This window comes from Pseudomonas putida (assembly GCF_028682175.1).
GTDB classification, from domain to species: domain Bacteria; phylum Pseudomonadota; class Gammaproteobacteria; order Pseudomonadales; family Pseudomonadaceae; genus Aquipseudomonas; species Aquipseudomonas putida_AD.
In genome coordinates this window covers 1-17,482 of the sequence record NZ_JANHKS010000039.1, presented here as the reverse complement: position 1 = coordinate 17,482, position 17,482 = coordinate 1, and the positions used below count along the sequence as shown (strand labels likewise).

At 61.4% G+C, this 17,482-nt stretch carries 14 protein-coding genes; 5 read left to right on the top strand and 9 right to left on the bottom strand.

What is annotated here, in order from left to right:
- Positions 1-53: 53 nt before the first annotated feature.
- Complete coding sequence (locus NPS29_RS21925) at positions 54-722, bottom strand: DsbA family oxidoreductase (RefSeq protein WP_274135073.1); 669 nt, start codon at positions 720-722, stop codon at positions 54-56.
- A 73-nt stretch (positions 723-795) separates the two neighbouring features.
- Positions 796-1,794, bottom strand: a complete 999-nt coding sequence (locus NPS29_RS21920) for an alpha/beta fold hydrolase (RefSeq protein ID WP_274135071.1) — start codon at positions 1,792-1,794, stop codon at positions 796-798.
- Positions 1,795-2,045: 251 nt separating this feature from the next.
- Here NPS29_RS21920 and metR point away from each other — a divergent pair, with 251 nt between their 5' ends.
- The gene (gene metR, locus NPS29_RS21915) at positions 2,046-2,963 is read left to right on the top strand and encodes a transcriptional regulator MetR (protein WP_274135070.1); all 918 of its coding nucleotides are present in this window, start codon (positions 2,046-2,048) and stop codon (positions 2,961-2,963) included.
- Between the two features lie 109 nt (positions 2,964-3,072).
- On the opposite strand, the gene NPS29_RS21910 is transcribed toward metR, so the two are convergent.
- The 4 genes from NPS29_RS21910 to NPS29_RS21895 form a co-directional block, all read right to left on the bottom strand.
- Positions 3,073-3,474: an NUDIX hydrolase gene (locus tag NPS29_RS21910; protein ID WP_274135069.1), complete on the bottom strand. Its 402-nt coding sequence runs from the start codon at positions 3,472-3,474 to the stop codon at positions 3,073-3,075.
- Complete coding sequence (gene ddlA / locus NPS29_RS21905) at positions 3,471-4,562, bottom strand: D-alanine--D-alanine ligase (RefSeq protein WP_274135068.1); 1,092 nt, start codon at positions 4,560-4,562, stop codon at positions 3,471-3,473. The genes NPS29_RS21910 and ddlA overlap by 4 nt, the downstream gene beginning before the upstream one ends.
- 197 nt (positions 4,563-4,759) lie before the next feature.
- Positions 4,760-6,085, bottom strand: coding sequence for an APC family permease (locus NPS29_RS21900; protein ID WP_274135067.1), 1,326 nt, complete (start codon positions 6,083-6,085; stop codon positions 4,760-4,762).
- Positions 6,086-6,230: 145 nt separating this feature from the next.
- A complete protein-coding gene (locus NPS29_RS21895) occupies positions 6,231-7,052 on the bottom strand; it encodes a carbon-nitrogen hydrolase family protein (RefSeq protein WP_274135066.1) in 822 nt (273 codons plus the stop codon).
- A 132-nt stretch (positions 7,053-7,184) separates the two neighbouring features.
- Here NPS29_RS21895 and NPS29_RS21890 point away from each other — a divergent pair, with 132 nt between their 5' ends.
- Both NPS29_RS21890 and NPS29_RS21885 read left to right on the top strand, forming a co-directional pair.
- Positions 7,185-7,997 (top strand): helix-turn-helix transcriptional regulator, encoded by an 813-nt coding sequence (locus NPS29_RS21890; RefSeq protein WP_274135064.1) that lies wholly within the window; start codon positions 7,185-7,187, stop codon positions 7,995-7,997.
- 78 nt (positions 7,998-8,075) lie between these two features.
- Positions 8,076-9,689, top strand: coding sequence for an FMN-binding glutamate synthase family protein (locus NPS29_RS21885; RefSeq protein ID WP_274135063.1), 1,614 nt, complete (start codon positions 8,076-8,078; stop codon positions 9,687-9,689).
- Positions 9,690-9,731: 42 nt separating this feature from the next.
- Here the strand turns inward: NPS29_RS21885 and NPS29_RS21880 are convergent, their stop codons facing one another.
- The 3 genes from NPS29_RS21880 to NPS29_RS21870 are packed head-to-tail and all read right to left on the bottom strand — an operon-like array spanning position 9,732 to position 12,584.
- The gene (locus tag NPS29_RS21880) at positions 9,732-11,198 is read right to left on the bottom strand and encodes a glucosyltransferase domain-containing protein (RefSeq protein ID WP_274135061.1); all 1,467 of its coding nucleotides are present in this window, start codon (positions 11,196-11,198) and stop codon (positions 9,732-9,734) included.
- Positions 11,199-11,235: 37 nt separating this feature from the next.
- On the bottom strand, positions 11,236-12,216 hold the full coding sequence (locus NPS29_RS21875) for a glycosyltransferase family 2 protein (RefSeq protein WP_274135060.1): 981 nt from the start codon (positions 12,214-12,216) through the stop codon (positions 11,236-11,238).
- Positions 12,213-12,584: a GtrA family protein gene (locus NPS29_RS21870; protein ID WP_274135058.1), complete on the bottom strand. Its 372-nt coding sequence runs from the start codon at positions 12,582-12,584 to the stop codon at positions 12,213-12,215. Before NPS29_RS21870 ends, NPS29_RS21875 begins: the two co-directional genes overlap by 4 nt.
- 283 nt (positions 12,585-12,867) lie before the next feature.
- Here NPS29_RS21870 and NPS29_RS21865 point away from each other — a divergent pair, with 283 nt between their 5' ends.
- A complete protein-coding gene (locus NPS29_RS21865) occupies positions 12,868-14,010 on the top strand; it encodes an OpgC domain-containing protein (protein ID WP_274135056.1) in 1,143 nt (380 codons plus the stop codon).
- Between the two features lie 283 nt (positions 14,011-14,293).
- Entirely contained in the window at positions 14,294-17,419 is a 3,126-nt protein-coding gene (locus tag NPS29_RS21860; RefSeq protein ID WP_274135055.1) for a transglycosylase domain-containing protein, read from the top strand.
- The last annotated feature ends 63 nt before the right edge of the window (positions 17,420-17,482 follow it).

Below are 17,482 nucleotides of genomic sequence, written 5' to 3'. Positions count from 1 at the left end.
GGCGTCCTCAAGAACGCCCCGCGGGCAAGCCCTGCTGCTACAGGGACCGGGGGTTATTCGGCCGGGTTCACCACACTCGCCTGCTCGCTGATGATCTGACGAATGGCGCCGACAAACACGTCCACCGGCTGCCCGCCCGACACGGCGTATTGGTCGTTGAACACGATGGTGGGCACTGAACTGACGCCGCGGGAGGTCCAGAGTTGTTCGAGTTGGCGGACCTCGCCGGCGAACTCGTCCGACGCCAGGATCTGCTCGGCACGGGCGCGGTCCAGGCCGACTTTCTCGGCCACATCGGCCAGCACCTTGTGGCTGGAGACGTTGGCGTGCTGGCTGAAATAGGCGGTGAACAACGCCAGTTTCAAGGCGTGTTGCTTGCCCTCCCCTTCGGCCCAGTGCAACAGGCGGTGGGCATCGAAGGTGTTGTAAATGCGGCGTTCGCCCTGCTTGAACACAAACCCCAGCTCTGCGCCGCGCTGGCGGATGTTCTCGGCGTTGGCCTGATACTGCTCGCGGGTCGAGCCGTACTTTTCAGAGATGTGCTCGAAGATTTCCTGACCGTCCGGGCCCATCTTCGGGTTCAGTTCGAACGGCTGGAAATGTACGTGTGCCTGCACCTCGGCACCCAGATGATCCAGCGCCTGATCCAGGGCCTGCAGGCCGATGATGCACCAGGGGCAGGACACGTCGGAGATGAAATCGATTTTCAGTGGAGTGCTCATGACGGCCTCTTCGGGCAGCTTCAAGCGACAAGCTTAAAGCTGCAAGTTGATCGTTAGAGCGCCGAGGATCCTCTTACGGCTTGAAGCTTGCAACTTGAAGCTGCTCTTCACGGTGCTCGCGCAGGTACGGCAACACCGCGGCCAGCAACGGCGCCTTGAACGCTTCCTGAAACCTGTGGGCCAGGCCCGGGATCAGCCGTAACTGGCTGCCCTGGATGTGCGCGGCGACGTGCACGCCATGCATCACCGGCAACAGCGGGTCCGCCGTGCCATGGACCACGAGGGTCGGCACCCGCAGGCGGTTCAACAATTCGACGCGGCTGGGCTCTGCCAGGATCGCCAGAATCTGCCGTTTCACGCCTTCCGGATTGAACGCTCTGTCGTAGGAAATCGCCGCCTGTTGCAGCAGCTTCTGCCGGTCGTCTTTCACCTCCGGGCTGCCCAGCGCTGCCAGCAGATCGGCCTGCTGCTCGATGGCGGTCTGTCGGTCAGGTGCGCCACGGCGGGCGAGCAATTGCAGCAATGCGGGGCTTGGCATCGGCAAGCCCGGTGCGCCGGAACTGGTCATGATCAGCGTCAGGCTCTCCACCCGCTTGGGCGCCATGTCAGCCAGATGCTGCGCGATCATGCCGCCCATGCTCGCGCCCAGCACGTGAAACTGCTGGATGTGCATGGCGTCCATCAGGCCCAGGGCATCCTGGGCCATGTCGGTCAGCGAATACGGCGCCGACACCGGGAAACCGATCTTGTAGCGCAATACCTCATACGTCAGGTTGGCGGTGGCCGGTGCCTGAACCCATGTGGAGAGGCCGACATCGCGATTGTCGTAGCGAATGACCCGAAAACCCTGCTGACACAGCGCGACCACGACCTCGTCCGGCCAGTGAATCAACTGCCCGCCCAGGCCCATGACCAGCAGCAATGCCGGATCGGACTCACGACCGATACTTTGATACGCCAGGTGCACCTCATCGAGCTCGGCCACTTGCGTGGGAACGTTGACATCGCATCGAGAAGCCGCAAAAGACGGCAGGCTGCACAACAAGGCAGCCAGGAAGAATAAAACCCGCATGAAAAACACCGAAACGCAGAACCCCAGTAGGCCGCGAGTCTGATGAAGTTTCGTCAGGCGCGCTGCCACACTTGCGTGACAGTTTGATGAAGAGGTACGAACGGTCACGGCAGCTTCAAGCGGCAAGCTTCAAGCGGCAAGAAAAAGCGGTTCGGTGGGTACCTTGAAATGGCTGTGTCGACAGCGCGTTCTGCATGAGGCAGACTCATCGCATTCTTGGTTATCACAAAATCTGCTCATGGAGCGCCCCGGTGCTTGAAATTCGTCACCTCAAAACCCTTCATGCCCTGCGTGAGGCCGATAGCCTGGTGGACGCGGCTGATCGTCTGCATCTGACGCAATCGGCACTTTCGCACCAGTTCAAGGAACTGGAGGAGCGCATGGGCATGCCGTTGTTCGTGCGCAAGACCAAGCCTGTGCGCTTTACCAGCGCCGGTTTGCGGCTGCTACAACTGGCGGATTCGGTGTTGCCGCAATTGCGCAATGCCGAGCGGGATATTTCACGCCTGGCGGGCGGTGTGGCCGGGCGTCTGCACATGGCCATCGAGTGCCACAGTTGTTTCCAGTGGCTGATGCCGACCATCGACCAGTTCCGCGATGCCTGGCCTGAAGTGGAGCTGGACCTGGCGTCGGGTTTTGCCTTCGCCCCGCTTCCGGCACTGGCCCGTGGCGATCTGGACCTGGTGGTGACTTCCGACCCGGTGGATCTGCCGGGCATTACCTACGTGCCGCTGTTTACCTACGAGGCAATGCTGGCGGTCGCCAATCAGCATCCGCTGGCAGGCAAACCGTTCGTGGTGCCCGGTGACCTGGCCAGCGAAACCCTGATTACCTATCCGGTGGAGCGTGACCGGCTGGATATCTTCACCCGTTTCCTGGAGCCCGCCGACGTGGAACCTGCGCAGGTGCGGACCTCGGAGCTGACGGTGATGATGATGCAACTGGTCGCCAGCGGCCGGGGCGTGTGCGGGATGCCCCATTGGGCGCTGCATGAATACAGCTCGCGGGGCTATGTCAAAGCCAAGCGCCTGGGCGAGAAAGGCCTGTTCGCCACGCTCTACGCCGCCGTCCGCGCCGACATGCTGGATGCGCCGTACATGCGCGATTTCCTGCTGACGGCCAAGGACACGTCGTTCTCGACGCTGGATGGGGTGAGTGCCGTCAGATAAGCAAACTCCAATTGTAGGAGCGCGCTTGCCCGCGACGGCGGTGTGTCAGCGACGATATTTTGCACAGGTGTACCGCTGTCGCGGGCAAGCGCGCTCCTACAGGTATGGGTCAGGCGATCAACTGGCGATACAACGGCAAGATCGAATCCCGGGTCAACGGCGCCAGGTTGAGATGATCGACGCTCCCGGCATCGATCCACACCACCTCCTCGATCTCGGCCGCAGGCACCACGTCCTGGGCAACATCCAGCCGGTACAGCTGGCAGTTCACCTCAAAACCTGGCTCATTGGCCGCCACGGCAGAGAACTCGCCGAGAAACTGCGCCTGTTCCGCCGCAACCACCAGTCCCAGTTCTTCGTGCAGCTCCCGCGCCAGCGCCTGGGCCGGCGATTCGCCCGCATCGATCTTGCCACCCGGCTGCATGAACGCCTGGGTGCCACGCTTGCGCACCAGCAGGGTTCGACCGTCGGCGCCGATCAGCAAGGCTGCCGCGATGCGAATCACCTTCATAGCACCACCTCGGTTTTCAGCGCGCGGGTTTCTGCGGCGCGTTCCAGTGCCAGCACGATCAGCCGGTCGATCAGCTCCGGGTAGCTCAAGCCGCTGGCCTGCCACAGCTTGGGGTACATGCTGATGGAAGTGAAACCGGGGATGGTGTTGATCTCGTTGATGATGATTTCCCGCGCCTCGGTGACGAAGAAATCCACCCGCGACATGCCCGCGCAACCCAGCACGCGATAGCCCTGCAAGGCCACTTCGCGCACTTGCTCAGCGAGATCATCCGGCAGCTCGGCGGGAATCGCGATGCGCGCCTGGCCGTCGTTCAGGTATTTGGTGTCGTAGGCGTAGAAATCGTCGTTGGCGACCACTTCGCCGCACACGCTGACCTGCGGTTCGTGGTTGCCCAACACCGCGCATTCGACTTCACGCCCGACGATGCCTTGCTCGATCAGCACCTTGTTATCGTATTCGAACGCCAGCTTCAGGGCCGCTGCGTAGCTGGCCTCATCGGTGACCTTGCTCACGCCCACGGAAGAACCCTGGCACGCCGGCTTGACGAACAGCGGCAGGCCCAGTTGCGCGGAAACGTTGACGAAATCCACCGTCTCGCCGCGATGCAGCACCACGAACGGCGCCACGGCAATACCCGCGTCGCGCAGCAGGCGTTTGGTCACGTCCTTGTCCATGCACGCCGCCGAACCCAGCACGTCGGGGCCGACGAAGGGAATGTCGAGCATGCGCAGCAGACCTTGCAAGGCGCCATCTTCGCCGTAGCTGCCGTGAATCAGCGGGAACACCACATCGATGCGCGGCACTTCAAGGCCGGTTTCCGCTTCCACGAACTGCGGCCCTTGGGCGCCAGGGCGCAGGGACAGAAGACGGCCGGACTCGCTGAGCTTGATGTGCGCCGGGTCGTTGGCATTCTGCAGATAGTCGCGCTCGTCGAAGCGCAGCCAGTGGCCTTGCTTGTCGACGCCGATCAGGGTGACGTAATAGTTGTTGCGATCAATCGCGTTGATCACGTTGCGCGCCGATTGCAACGACACTTCATGTTCGGAGGATTGCCCACCGAAAACGATGGCGACTGACTTTTTCAAAGGGGGAAGCTCCTGGATTTCAGGTCGCAGAGCTAAAAGCAATTTGCGCCGTTAGTCCAGCCCCCGGCACCTTTGTTGGACGGAATGCAGAACGAAATCCCCGCTCACCCCCGTAGCAGCACGGCTTGCCGGCGGGAGCGATCTCGAGGACGCCCCCGCCGGCAAGCCGTGCTGCTACGGATGTAAAGCGCAACTCTTTACGCAGCTTCCTGAAAATCCATCTCCGGCGGCTGGCGGCGGAAACCGCCGGTGAGCCAGGCCAGATAGATGCAACCGATCACCAGCCAGCTCACGCCCAGCATGATCGCCAGCTTGTCGAGGCTGACCATCAGCCACAGGTCCGCCAGCAGGCCGATCAGCGGGCAGATCAGGAACAACACCAGCTCACGCAGGCCGCGCTTCTCGCCACCGATCCAGTAGTGAAAGATCACCGACAGGTTGACCAGGCTGAACGCCAGGAACGCACCGAAGTTGATGAACGAGGTCGAGGTGGTCACGTCCAGTTTCAGCGCCAGCAACGCCACCACGGCGCACAGCAGGATGCTGTTGACCGGCGTGCCGAAGCGCTCGCTCAGGCCTGCGAAGAACGACTTGGGCAACACCCCGTCGCGGCCCATCGCGTACAGCAGCCGCGAACCGCTGGCCTGGGCCGACAGGCCCGACGCGAACTGGCCGACGATCAGGCCGATCAGGAAGATGGTGACGAACAGATCGCCGCCGATGTTGCGGGCGATTTCATAGGCTGCCGAGTCGACGTTATCGAACTGCGCCGACGGATGCGCCAGCTGCACGAAGTAGGACACGCCGACGAAGATCAGCCCGCCGATCAGGGTAATCAGCATGATGGCCTTGGGGATGGTCTTGCGCGGATCGCGGGTTTCTTCGGTCAGGGTGCTGACCGCGTCGAAGCCCAGGAACGAGTAACAGGCAATCGCCGCACCGCTCATGATCAGCGGCATCTGCATGTCACCGTTGATGAACGGCGCCAGGGTCCACAGTGGCTTGCTGGCGTCGCCGCCGATGTAATGAATGCACAGCACCACGAACGCGGCCAGCACCAGGAACTGCACGATCATCAACAGGGCGTTGACGGTGTTGGCCAGCTTCAGGCCGACGATGTTGATGAGGCTGGTGATGACGATGAACGCCAGCACCCAGACCGGTTGCGGCACCGAGGGGAATGCCGAGCCCAGGTAAGCAGCACCGATCAGCCAGATGGCCATCGGCAGGAACAGGTAGTCGAGCAACACCGCCCAGCCGGCGATGAAACCCAGCTTGGGGCTGATGGCCTTGCGCACGTAGCTGTAGGCCGAACCGGCCACCGGGAACGCCGACGCCATGCGGCCGTAGCTCATGGCGGTGAAGAACATCGCCACCAGCGCCGCCAGGTAAGACGCCGGAACCATGCCGCCGGTGGATTGCGCGAGGATGCCAAAGGTGCCGAGCACGATGATGGGGGTCATGTAGGCGATGCCAAACAGCACCACCGACCCCAGCGAAAGGGTACGTTGCAAACGAGCCATGAGCGACTACTCCGAATTTATAGGTTTTATGGCAGAGAAAAGTGCGGCAGAACTTAAGGCGTTCTTTTTATGAACAGCTAACGAGGGAGATGGCGGCCGATGCTCTGTGCAAAGTGCCAGAGCGACCGGCCCTCCCTTCTTTTTTTCAGCGTTTTGGAATCAACAATTCGCGTACGCCATTGGCGTGCTCGACCACCTCGCCCGGCAGGCGCAGGCGCTGGTCGTCCAGGTAGCGATAGTCACGACGCGCCGCCTGCAACTGGCTCAGGTCCAGTTCGGCACTGAACTGGCATTCCTCGCGGCCGGCTTCGTGTAGCAACGTGCCGAACGGGTCCACCAGCGCACTGCCGCCGGCGAACACCAGGCCGCCATCACCCTCGCCCACGCGGTTGACCATCAGCGCGAACGCCTGGTTTTCCTGGGCGCGGGCCATGATCGCGGTGCGGTGGGTGGGGCCGTAAGGGTCCATGTTGCCGTTGGTGACGATAATCAGCTCGGCGCCCAGTTGCGCCAGGGCACGGGCCGACTCGGGGAATTCGATGTCGTAGCAGATCAGCATGCCCACGCGCAGGCCGTTCCACAGGCAGGTCGCGTAGCGATCACCAGGGGTGAACACGCCACGGTCGGACGCCCACAGGTGGGTCTTGCGGTAGCGCAGCGCAATGCCCTCGGGGGTAATCAGCAGCGTGGTGTTGTAGAAGCGCCCTTCGTCGTTTTCGGCCATGCCGATCACCACCGAGACGTTGCGCGCCCGGGCGGCCTGCTGCACCGCCTGAACGGTGGGGCCGTCCAGCGGCTCGGAAATCTCGCCGACGGTTTCGCTGGACGGAAAGCCCATCAAGTGGGTTTCCGGAAACACAATCAACGCCGTGTCGCTGGCGCAGGCGGCAATCGCGTTCAGCGCGTTTTTCAGGTTATGGGCAGTGCCATTGTCCTGGCCCGTCAATTGGGCGAATTCGACCTTCATGGGTTCTCCTTATCGAGTCGCATACCGGTCAGGTACAAAAAGCTGGCCTGACCCTTGCTCTGCGGGCAGTATGCGCAATGCCAAGTATTACGGGGTATTACGCAGCTGTAGTAACCCAATAGGGGTAGATCCATGACACTCGCACTTGCGGACATCGCCTGGCACCGCTCGGTCGCACAGTTGATCGAAGCGCTGGACCGGCCGAACTTCTGGGCCCAACTGGTGCGCCTGCTCAATCAGTACGTCGAATTCGATAGCTGGGTGGCGCTGCAATTCAGTTCCGGCCAGCGACCACTGGTGTTCGCCGAAAGCCCGGCCGAAGACGGCAGCCCTGACCAGTTGTTCCAGGACTACCTCAAGGGCCTGTACCTGCTCGACCCGTTCTACATCGCCAGCCGCGAGCGCTCGCAGGGCGGCCTGTTCCGACTGGCGGAAGTGGCGCCGGAGCATTTTGAACTGACTGAGTATTACCAACGATACTTTCGTCTGAATGTGGTGGCCGACGAAATCCAGTTCAATTGCCAGCTCGATCACGACCGCACGCTGTGCCTCTCACTGGGCTCGACCCGTCGTTTCACTGCCGAACAGATTGCCCTGCTCTCCATGATTCAACCCTGGGTCATCGCATTGCTGCGCCAGCGTCTACCCTTCGAGCTGGCTGAACCTGCCTCGGACGAGGAGCCGGTGATGGCCCCGCTGCCCGCCGCTGACTGGCGCACGCAACTGGAGGCCTCGGTGCAGCAGAGCCGCGGCGCACAACTGACCGCCCGGGAACTGGACGTCGGCCGGCTGATGCTCAGCGGCTGCTCCAGCAAGGAGATCGCGCGCAAGCTGGATATCTCCGCAGAGACCGTGCGCGTACACAAGAAACATATCTACAGCAAACTGGGGATCAAATCGCAGTCCGAACTGTTTTCGATTTTTCTTCAGGCGCAGAGCGCTTGAAGTGAAACAAAGTCTTGCCGAAAAAAAGCGCGGCACAGCGCTAATCCTTCAACCGTGTTAAGACCTAAAGGATCGCCTATGAGCCTGTCCCTTTTAAGCCGCTACGCCTTTTTCGTCGGCTGTGTGCTGTTCACACTTCTGAGCCTGCCATTCCTGCACCACGAATGGCTATGGCCCTTCACCCTCGCCACTGCAATCCTGAGCCTGATCGGTATTTTCGACCTGATCCAGGTGCCGCATTCGGTGCGCCGCAACTACCCGATCCTGGGCAACATCCGCTATGCCGTGGAGAAGATCCGCCCGGAAATCCGCCAGTACCTGCTCGAATCCGACAGCGACGCCCTGCCCTTCTCCCGCGCCCAGCGCTCGCTGGTGTACGCCCGGGCCAAGAACGAGTCGGCGGACAAACCCTTCGGCACCCTGATCGATGTGTACCAGACGGGCTTCGAGTTCATCAGCCATTCCATGCGCCCGGCGCCGCTGGCCGACCCCAATCAGTTCCGTGTCACAGTGGGCGGCCCGCAGTGCACGCAGCCGTACTCGGCGTCGATCTTCAACATCTCGGCCATGAGCTTCGGCTCGCTGAGTGCCAACGCCATTCGTGCCCTGAACAAGGGCGCCAAGCTCGGCAACTTCGCCCACGACACCGGTGAAGGCAGCATCAGCCCCTATCACCGTGAAAACGGCGGCGACCTGACCTGGGAGCTGGGCAGCGGCTATTTTGGCTGCCGCACTGAAGATGGCCGCTTCGACCCCGAGCGCTTTGCCAAACAGGCGCAGGATCCGCAGGTGCGGATGATCGAGATCAAGATGAGCCAGGGCGCCAAGCCGGGCCACGGCGGGATCCTGCCTAAGCACAAGGTCACCCGGGAAATCGCCGACACCCGTGGCATTCCCATGGGCGAGGACTGCATTTCGCCGTCGCGGCACAGCGCCTTCTCGACCCCGACCGAGATGATGCAGTTCATCGCCAAGCTGCGTGAGCTGTCAGGTGGCAAACCGGTTGGCTTCAAATTCTGCCTGGGCCACCCGTGGGAATTCATGGGCATCGCCAAGGCCATGCTGGAAACCGGCATCCTGCCGGACTTCATCGTCGTCGACGGTGCCGAAGGCGGCACTGGCGCAGCGCCCGTGGAGTTCACCGACCACATGGGCCTGCCGATGCGCGAGGGCCTGCTGTTCGTGCACAACACCCTGGTGGGCCTGAACCTGCGGGACAAGATCAAGGTCGGCGCCAGCGGCAAAATCGTCAGCGCGTTCGACATCGCAAGCGTGCTGTCCATCGGCGCCGACTGGGCCAACGCGGCACGGGGCTTCATGTTCGCCATCGGCTGCATCCAGTCCCAGAGCTGCCACACCAACAAATGCCCGACCGGCGTCGCCACCCAGGACCCATTGCGCCAGCGCGCACTTGTGGTGCCGGACAAGGCGCAGCGGGTGTTCAATTTCCACCGCAGCACGCTGCACGCCCTGGCCGAGATGATCGCCGCCGCCGGCCTGGACTCGCCGTCGCAACTGGAAGCCAAGCACCTGGTGCGCCGCCAGTCGCCGACCGAGGTCAAGCTGTTCTCCCAGTCCCACGTGTTCCTGCAACCGGGGCAGTTGCTCAACGGCATCGTCGACGACAGCTTCTATTCGCGCATGTGGCGCATGGCGCGGGCGGACAGCTTCGAGCCGAACGAGATCATTTAAGCCTGATACGCCGCGATCAATGGGGCGCCATTGATCGCGGCATCACCACTGGAACTTGTACCGGTCACTGCCCTCTGGTGTTTTCAACTCGATATAACCGATGTTCCCGATCCGCACGATGTCGTAGAACAGATTATTGACCAGCACTTGAGGATGCGTGTCGACAGTCGCGTCCATGAACGACTGCCGCGTTTTCGAAGCCACATTATTGAAACCCGCCACTGCAAATCTCTCGGCCATGGTTATTTGCGTCTTGTCGAGAATGAACGCCAACGCCGGCATCTGCTCCAGAGTGCCCGCCACCGCCGGCAGCCACAGTCGCAAATCTTCTGGAGGTATCAGGTAGAAGTCCTGAATCTTGCGCAGTTCAGCGCGAGAGGAGAGATCGTAGCCGATGCTCTGCACCACACTTGTCTCCAGCGTTTTTTGCGCCACAAGGACGCGGCCGTACGCAAAGGAGAAAGACAGCATGCACACTAACGGGATCAGCAACAGCCCAGACGCTGCCGGATGTATTTCCCCAAGCGCTTTGCGGGCGAAATAAAACCCCGCAACCATCACACAGGACACTGCCATCAGTGATCGACAGTTAAGTGCGAAATCTTCGATGACTAAAATGATGCCTGGCACCGCAATCATCATCACCAACCACGCAATGGCGCAAAGGACGACGCACGCCATCCGTTCCGTCAGCCTGCGTTCCGAGCGCAGTACGGCAACCAGCATCAGCGCGATACCCGCCACCGCTGCCACGCCCAGCAACGCCATGATCATCCGGTTGCCATCGGTAATGAGCAGGCCGATGACTTCAGCCACTTTGCTCACCCGCAACGTGATCAATGCGCCCCAGCCTTCGCCATCATGGGCCAGCGTCCCGCGCCAACTGGCATAGAATTGAAAGGCCGTGAAGTAGTAGAGAATGCAGGCGACCGACAGTTGCAACATGCGCTCGGCAATCCCCAGCAATATTGACTTCAAGTCAACGCCGTCACACATGCCGCGCAGGCATTCGATACAACACAGGGCAACGAACACCTGCAGCGTAATCTGATAAAGACTGGCAGCCGCCACCAGCAGCAGGCCGGGAATTACTGTGCGCAATCCCAGGTGCCGATGTTTGAAGGTAATGGCAAAGATGACGCAGCATAACGCCAGAATCATCATCGGCCCGTCGTATTGATAACTCAGGTTGCCGAGAAAGAATGGGCTGTACAGCAGCGGCAGAACGACTGAACAATCGAACAGGCAAGGCTTGCGAAAGTAGTGGCGTGTCAATGAGACCAGCGCCAATACCAGCACGGGCAGCATCAACAAGAGCGGCAATGGAAATACATCCACTGAGTGCGAACTGAAGCCCACTACAGTCTGGAACACCTGCATCAACCCGCGACCCTGACTTCGCCACAGGTCTTCACCCAGAAACAGTTGACGTGGCACATCATCGCCGTAGGGATAGTCCGCCTGGATGATCGGGTAGACAAACAGCAGCGTCGCGATGGCAAATACCATGATCAACTTTCGCGAACCCAATGGATTCAGGCACTTGTCAAACATGGCGACTGGCATCTCTGTCCGTCAGGTTATCGCCGGCCGGGAAATCACCTCTATGGATAACCACGTCCTTGATCACATACCGCGGCCGATGTTTGCTCTCCAGATAAATCCGTCCGATGTATTCACCCAGAATGCCGATACCGATCAGTTGCGTCCCACCCAGAAACAGAATCGAAACCATCAGTGAGGAATAACCCGGCACCGGATTGCCGTTAACGGCGTAATCGAGCAGCAGGTATCCGGCGAACAACAGCGTGGACATGGAAATCAGACCGCCGATGTACGTCCACATGCGCAATGGCACAGTGCTGAAAGACGTGATGCCGTCGAGGGCCAGATTCCACAACTTCCACACGTTGTACTTGCTGCGTCCCGCGACCCGGGCAACGCGGTCGTATTCCACGGTCACGGTGTCGAATCCGGCCCAGGCCAGCATGCCCTTCATGAACACTTGCTGTTCGGGCATCCCCTTGATGACATCCACGACCTTGCGATCCAGCAACCTGAAATCACCGACGTTTTCTTCGATCCGGGTCGAGGAAATTCGCCGCAGTACCCTGTAGAACAGAGCGGCCGAATGCCGCTTGAAGAAGCTTTCGGCATCACGATGGCGACGCTTGGCCAGCACGATCTCTGCACCTGCCTGCCAGGCGGTGATGAGCTGGCCGATGACGCTGACCGGATCCTGCAAGTCCACGTCCACCGGAATCACCGCATCGCCAGTGGCGTACTCGATGCCGGCAAACAGCGCGGCTTCCTTGCCGAAGTTGCGCGAAAACGTCAGCAGCACGACATCCGGATCAGCATCGGCAAGGGCCTTGGCGCGGCGACCGGTGGAGTCTTGGCTGCCGTCGTCGACAAAGACGATTTCAATGCGCCAACCCTGCAGGCCGCGATCCTGCCGGATGGCCTGATAAAACAGCTCGACCGTGTGTTCCTCGTTGTACAGCGGCACCACCAGCGAGACTTTCATGACTGGCCTCCGGCAAACACGACGCGTTTGCAGAACAGGTAACCGATCACCAGGCTGCTGGCTGAAAAAACCACAATCGTCACCGCAGGCAACCAGGCAAAGGCGTCGCCCAGAGCGCCGATCACCAGGCTCAGCAAGGCCATAAACGCCATGAACACCCAATAGCGACGCCATGAGCGGTAAGTCTGGAAGGTGAAACGCGCGTTGAGGCAGAACGACAGGGAGGCGGCGGCGAGAAAGCCAGCGAGGTTGCTGCGGGTCTGCGACAGGCCGAAGCCCCCATGCAGCGCGACAAAAACGGCCGCATGGAGAACGGTATTACCCAACCCGACCAGGCTGTAGCGCGCGAACCTGTGCAGCGGTGCCATGATTGACGTTCCGGAGTGGGTGACCGTCCTGGTCAACTGCTGATCCGGTGCGGGGCCGGATCATGATCGTCCTGTCCTTGCAGTGAAGTCGCTCGGCATGACTTGCGCATGACCGGCTGTCGGCTATGCCCGTTGGGGCCGGAGACATCCTGTAATACGCAATCTTTGCAATTATGTGACAAAACCGCCACCCTTCGCGCCGCCGATCAGCCTCCCTGGCCGGCGTTGAACCTGAGCCACTGATGGCTATCTTCTTTAAACAGTCTTGCAAGAGTTCACCGTCATGACGAACGGACGCGACCATCGAATCGACTTCTTTCGAGGCTTGGCGTTGATCTTCATTTTTTGGGATCACGTACCGGAAAACCCCTTCGCGCAGCTGACCCTGCGTAATTTCGGCTTCAGCGATGCGGCGGAGGTCTTCGTGTTCCTGGCCGGTTTCGCGGCCGTGACGGCCTATGGCCGAGTGGCGCAGCGGGATGGCTACGTGGTCGCCTGCCTGAGAATCCTCAAGCGGACCTGGGTGCTCTACGTCGCGCACATCTTTTTGCTGACCTTGCTGATGGGCATCGTCTTCGTCGCCAACAACCATGTCGACACCCGCGACATGGTGCGCGAAATGGGCCTGGAGTATTTCGTCGGCAACCCGCAACAGGCGCTGGCAGACGAACTGCTGCTGCGCTTCAAACCCAATCTGACCGACCCGCTGCCGCTGTACATCCTGCTGATGGGTGCGCTGCCGCTGATCCTGCCGATCATGCTGCGCAACGCGGCGGTCGCGGTGGGGCTGTCGTTCGGGCTGTACCTGATGGTGCCGCTGTTCGGCTGGAACCTGCGCGCCTATGAAGGTGGTGGGTACTGGTACTTCAACCCGGTGGCCTGGCAATTGATTTTCGTGCTCGGTGGCGCTTTTGCCATGTACACCCAGCATGCTGTCGAGCCTCGTCCGGCGGAGCGGCCAGTGTGGCAACAGCCAGTATTTCTGATCGCTGCGCTGTACATGCTGATCGCGGGCACCATCACCTTCCTGTGGAAATTCCCCACCGTCCACGACGCCCTGTTGCCCAAGGCGTTCACTGACCTGATCTACCCGATCAGCAAGACCGACCTCTCGCCCCTGCGCCTGATCCACTTCATCGCGCTGGTGTACGTCGTCGCCAAACTGCTGCCCGCCACCCAGACCTGGCTGGACAACTGGCCCGCCCGGCAGACCTGCCGCATGGGCCGCTATTCGCTGGAAATCTTCTGCCTGGGCGTGCTCCTCGCGCCACTGGCCGACGGGGTCAATGCGCTGGCAGGCGACGTATGGCAAATGCGCGTCATCACCGCCCTGCTCGGGTTGGGGCTGATGTTGCTGCTGTCCAACTGGCTGGAACTGAACAAGCGGTTGGGCAGCCCGAAGGTTGCGCAGGTGGTGAAGGTTTGAGGCCCCCGCACGGCTGACCGCAGGTAGCGAATTCACGACCGCTCCCGCCGGCAAGCCGTGCTGCTGCGGGGGGGTTGGGGTGTGCTTGGATTTGTGTAACGCCGCAGATTCGTAGCAGCACGGCTTGCCGGCGGGAGCGATCTTGAGTGCGCAATCGCTGGTCAGTCGTGGTGTTGACCCGCAGCCCGCTCTGGTACAACTTGTTCACAAATTTTTCACCCTCCCCGCCCAGCGTCTAAGCTTGTAGTCAGGTGCGATTAACAGGTTTAACCGGGCCAACGATATGGGCGCTTTGTGGCATTCCGATGCAAAGAAGGCTGCGGTCAAGGCTGACAGTCAGGGGAAGGTTCCGGTGCCAGCAGGCTCAGGCCATGGTCGTCATGTGTGGCGGGCGCTGCTGGTGTTGATTCTGGTGGCCTTGGTGATCCTGGGATTTGTGATCGCCACGGAAAGCCGTTCTTCAAAGCTGCAGGCCCGGGAATTCAGCCAGTTGGCCCGGGACCTGAACTATCGCGTCGAAAGCGGCCCGAGCGATGCGATCATCTATCCCGGTGATGGCCCGTTCGACAAGCGCCTGGGCTATTCGGCTCTGGGCGACTTCCTGCCGCGCCTGCTCAAGCGCGACTACCGCATCACCGAGCAATCGCGCTTTTCACCAGAACTGGTTTCCTACGTGAAACGCGGCTTTTTCGTGCCCTATCAAGAGAAAAGCCAGTCCGGCCTGACCATCTCCGACTGCCGCGGCGATGCGCTGTATCAATTCACCTACCCGCAACAGCTCTATCCGGATTTCGCCTCGATCCCACCCGTGCTGGTCAACAGCCTGCTGTTCATCGAAAACCGCGACCTGCTGGACAGCAAACACCCGCTGGCCAACCCCGCCGTGGACTGGCCGCGCTTTCTCAAGGCTGCCGTTTCCCAGGTCGCCAAACTGGTCGGCCTGCCCGGTCAGTCGGCAGGCGGCAGCACCCTGGCCACCCAGCTGGAAAAGTACCGCCACTCCCCCGACGGCCTGACTCAATCCGGCGCCGAGAAAATCCGCCAGATGGTCTCGGCCAGTGTCCGAGCCTACCAGCCAGGTCAGGAAACCATGGAGGCTCGCCAGCGGGTGGTGCGCGATTACCTGAACAGCGTGCCGCTCTCGGCAGTGCCAGGCCACGGCGAAGTGCACGGGATGGCCGAGGGTTTGCGGGTTTGGTACGGCGCTGATTTCGACCGCACCAACCAGTTGCTGGCAAGCTCCGCCAAGGACGCCAAGACCCTCGCCGCCCAAGGCTTGGCCCTGCGCGAAGTGCTGTCGCTGGTGATCGCCCAGCGCCGCCCTTCGCATTATCTGGCCAAGGGCCGCAAGGAATTGGCTGACCTGACAGACAGCCACATTCGTGTGCTGGCGCAGAACAATGTGATCGAGCAATCCCTGGCCGATGCGGCGCTGGGCGCCACCGTCACCTATCGGGACTGGGTGCAGCAACCCACCGTGCAGCCCATCGAGACCAACAAGGGCATCACCGTCGCCCGCACGCGCCTGTCCAACATGCTCGACCGGCCGCTGTACGACCTCGACCGCCTGGACCTGTCGGCGACCAGCACCCTGCAGAATGATCTGCAAGTCAGCGTCGGCCAGTACCTGCGTGACCTCGCCAACCCGGAGGTCGCGGGCAAACTGGGGCTGCTCGGCGAACACTTGCTGACACCTACCAGCACCCAGGCGGTGCGCTACAGCTTCACCCTCTTCGAGCGCGACATCGACGGCTCCCGCGTGCGGGTGCAGACCGACAGCACCGACCAGCCGTTCGACATCAACGAAGGCAGCAAGCTGGAGCTGGGCTCGACCGCCAAGATGCGGGTGCTGACCACCTACCTGCAGATCATTCAGGAACTGCACGACAAGTACTCGGGCATGAGCACTGCCGATCTCAAGAAAGTGCCGGTCGAGCCCCCTGACCAGTTGAGCCGCTGGGCGCTGGACTACCTGATGCAGAACAATGACCGCAACCTGTCGAAGATGCTTGCCGCAGCCCTGGACCGCAAATACTCCGCCAGCCCCGGGGAGAACTTTTTTACCGGCGGCGGGCTGCATCACTTCAACAATTTCCGCAAGGAAGACAACGCCCGCAATCCGACCCTGCGCGAAGCCCTGCGCGAGTCGATCAACCTGCCGTTCATTCGCCTGATGCGCGATGTGGTGCGCTACGTCACCTACCAGGGCCCGAACAACAGCGCCGTGCTGCTCAAGGACGACAGCGACCCGCGGCGTCAGGAGTATCTCGCGGATTTCGCTGACCGCGAGGGCACCTCCTTCCTGCTCAAGTTCTGGAAGCGCTACCGCAACAAGACCACACAGGATCGCCTCGATACCTTCATGGATGGCGTACATCCGTCCGCCAGCCGCATCGCGGCGGTGCATCGTTACCTGTTGCCCAATGCCAGCCAGAGTGCTTTCAGCGCCTTCGTCAAAGCCCATGTGGTGATCGACAAGACCCAGCCGCCGCTCACCGAGAAGCGCCTCGACGACCTGTACTACGCCTACGGCCCCGGCAAGTTCGACCTGCCCGATCAAGGCTATATCGCCCGCGTTCACCCGCTGGACCTGTGGCTGGTGGGTTACCTGTTGCAGAACCCCGAAGCGAGCTTCAAGGACGCCGTGGCCGCGAGCCGTTTCGAGCGTCAGGAAGTCTACAGCTGGCTGTTCAAGAGCCGGCACAAGAGCGCCCGTGACAACCGCATTCGCACGATGCTGGAGATCGAAGCCTTCCTCGACATCCACCAGCGCTGGCGGCGCCTGGGCTATCCGTTCGACCACCTGGTGCCCTCGCTGGCGACCGCAATTGGCAGTTCGGGCGACCGTCCTGCGGCGCTGGCCGAGCTGATCGGCATCATTCAGAACGACGGGATTCGCCTGCCGGTGCTGCGCATCGACAGCCTGCACTTCGCCGCCGATACGCCCTATGAAACGCTGCTCAACAACAACCCGGAACTGGGCAAGCGCGTGCTGTCGCCGCAAGTAGCCGGGGCGATGCGCGAGGCCCTGTCGCAGGTGGTGGACGCCGGTACTGCGCGAAGGGTGTCGGGCACGTTCAAGACGCCCGACGGCACCACGCTGGCCATGGGCGGCAAGACCGGGACCGGTGACAACCGCATCGAAAGCTTTGGCTCGGGCGGGCGGATTCTGGCCTCCAAGGCGATCAACCGCACGGCGACGTTCGTGTTCTACATCGGCGATAACCACTTCGGCACGCTGACGGCTTACGTACCGGGCCGCGCCGCCGAGGCCTTCAAGTTCACCTCGGCCCTGCCCGTCCAGGTGCTCAAGGGCATGGCGCCGATTCTCAATCCGTACCTTCAGGCAGGCACTTACACCCAGTGCAAGGCGCCTGCGGCGACGCAGGTGGCAAGCCTGTCGCAATAATTCCCCCCGTAGCAGCACGGCTTGCCGGCGGGGGCGGTGTGTCAGTCAACTCATTCATCAGAT

Bases quoted from the DNA above. Each gene is read 5' to 3' on its own strand.
- NPS29_RS21880 (WP_274135061.1), bottom strand. From the start codon at position 11,198: ATGGTATTTGCCATCGCGACGCTGCTGTTTGTCTACCCGATCATCCAG.
- NPS29_RS21890 (WP_274135064.1), top strand. From the start codon at position 7,185: ATGACACTCGCACTTGCGGACATCGCCTGGCACCGCTCGGTCGCACAG.
- NPS29_RS21910 (WP_274135069.1), bottom strand. From the start codon at position 3,474: ATGAAGGTGATTCGCATCGCGGCAGCCTTGCTGATCGGCGCCGACGGT.
- NPS29_RS21885 (WP_274135063.1), top strand. From the start codon at position 8,076: ATGAGCCTGTCCCTTTTAAGCCGCTACGCCTTTTTCGTCGGCTGTGTG.
- NPS29_RS21920 (WP_274135071.1), bottom strand. From the start codon at position 1,794: ATGCGGGTTTTATTCTTCCTGGCTGCCTTGTTGTGCAGCCTGCCGTCT.
- NPS29_RS21865 (WP_274135056.1), top strand. From the start codon at position 12,868: ATGACGAACGGACGCGACCATCGAATCGACTTCTTTCGAGGCTTGGCG.
- NPS29_RS21900 (WP_274135067.1), bottom strand. From the start codon at position 6,085: ATGGCTCGTTTGCAACGTACCCTTTCGCTGGGGTCGGTGGTGCTGTTT.
- NPS29_RS21895 (WP_274135066.1), bottom strand. From the start codon at position 7,052: ATGAAGGTCGAATTCGCCCAATTGACGGGCCAGGACAATGGCACTGCC.
- NPS29_RS21925 (WP_274135073.1), bottom strand. From the start codon at position 722: ATGAGCACTCCACTGAAAATCGATTTCATCTCCGACGTGTCCTGCCCC.
- NPS29_RS21875 (WP_274135060.1), bottom strand. From the start codon at position 12,216: ATGAAAGTCTCGCTGGTGGTGCCGCTGTACAACGAGGAACACACGGTC.
- NPS29_RS21870 (WP_274135058.1), bottom strand. From the start codon at position 12,584: ATGGCACCGCTGCACAGGTTCGCGCGCTACAGCCTGGTCGGGTTGGGT.
- NPS29_RS21860 (WP_274135055.1), top strand. From the start codon at position 14,294: ATGGGCGCTTTGTGGCATTCCGATGCAAAGAAGGCTGCGGTCAAGGCT.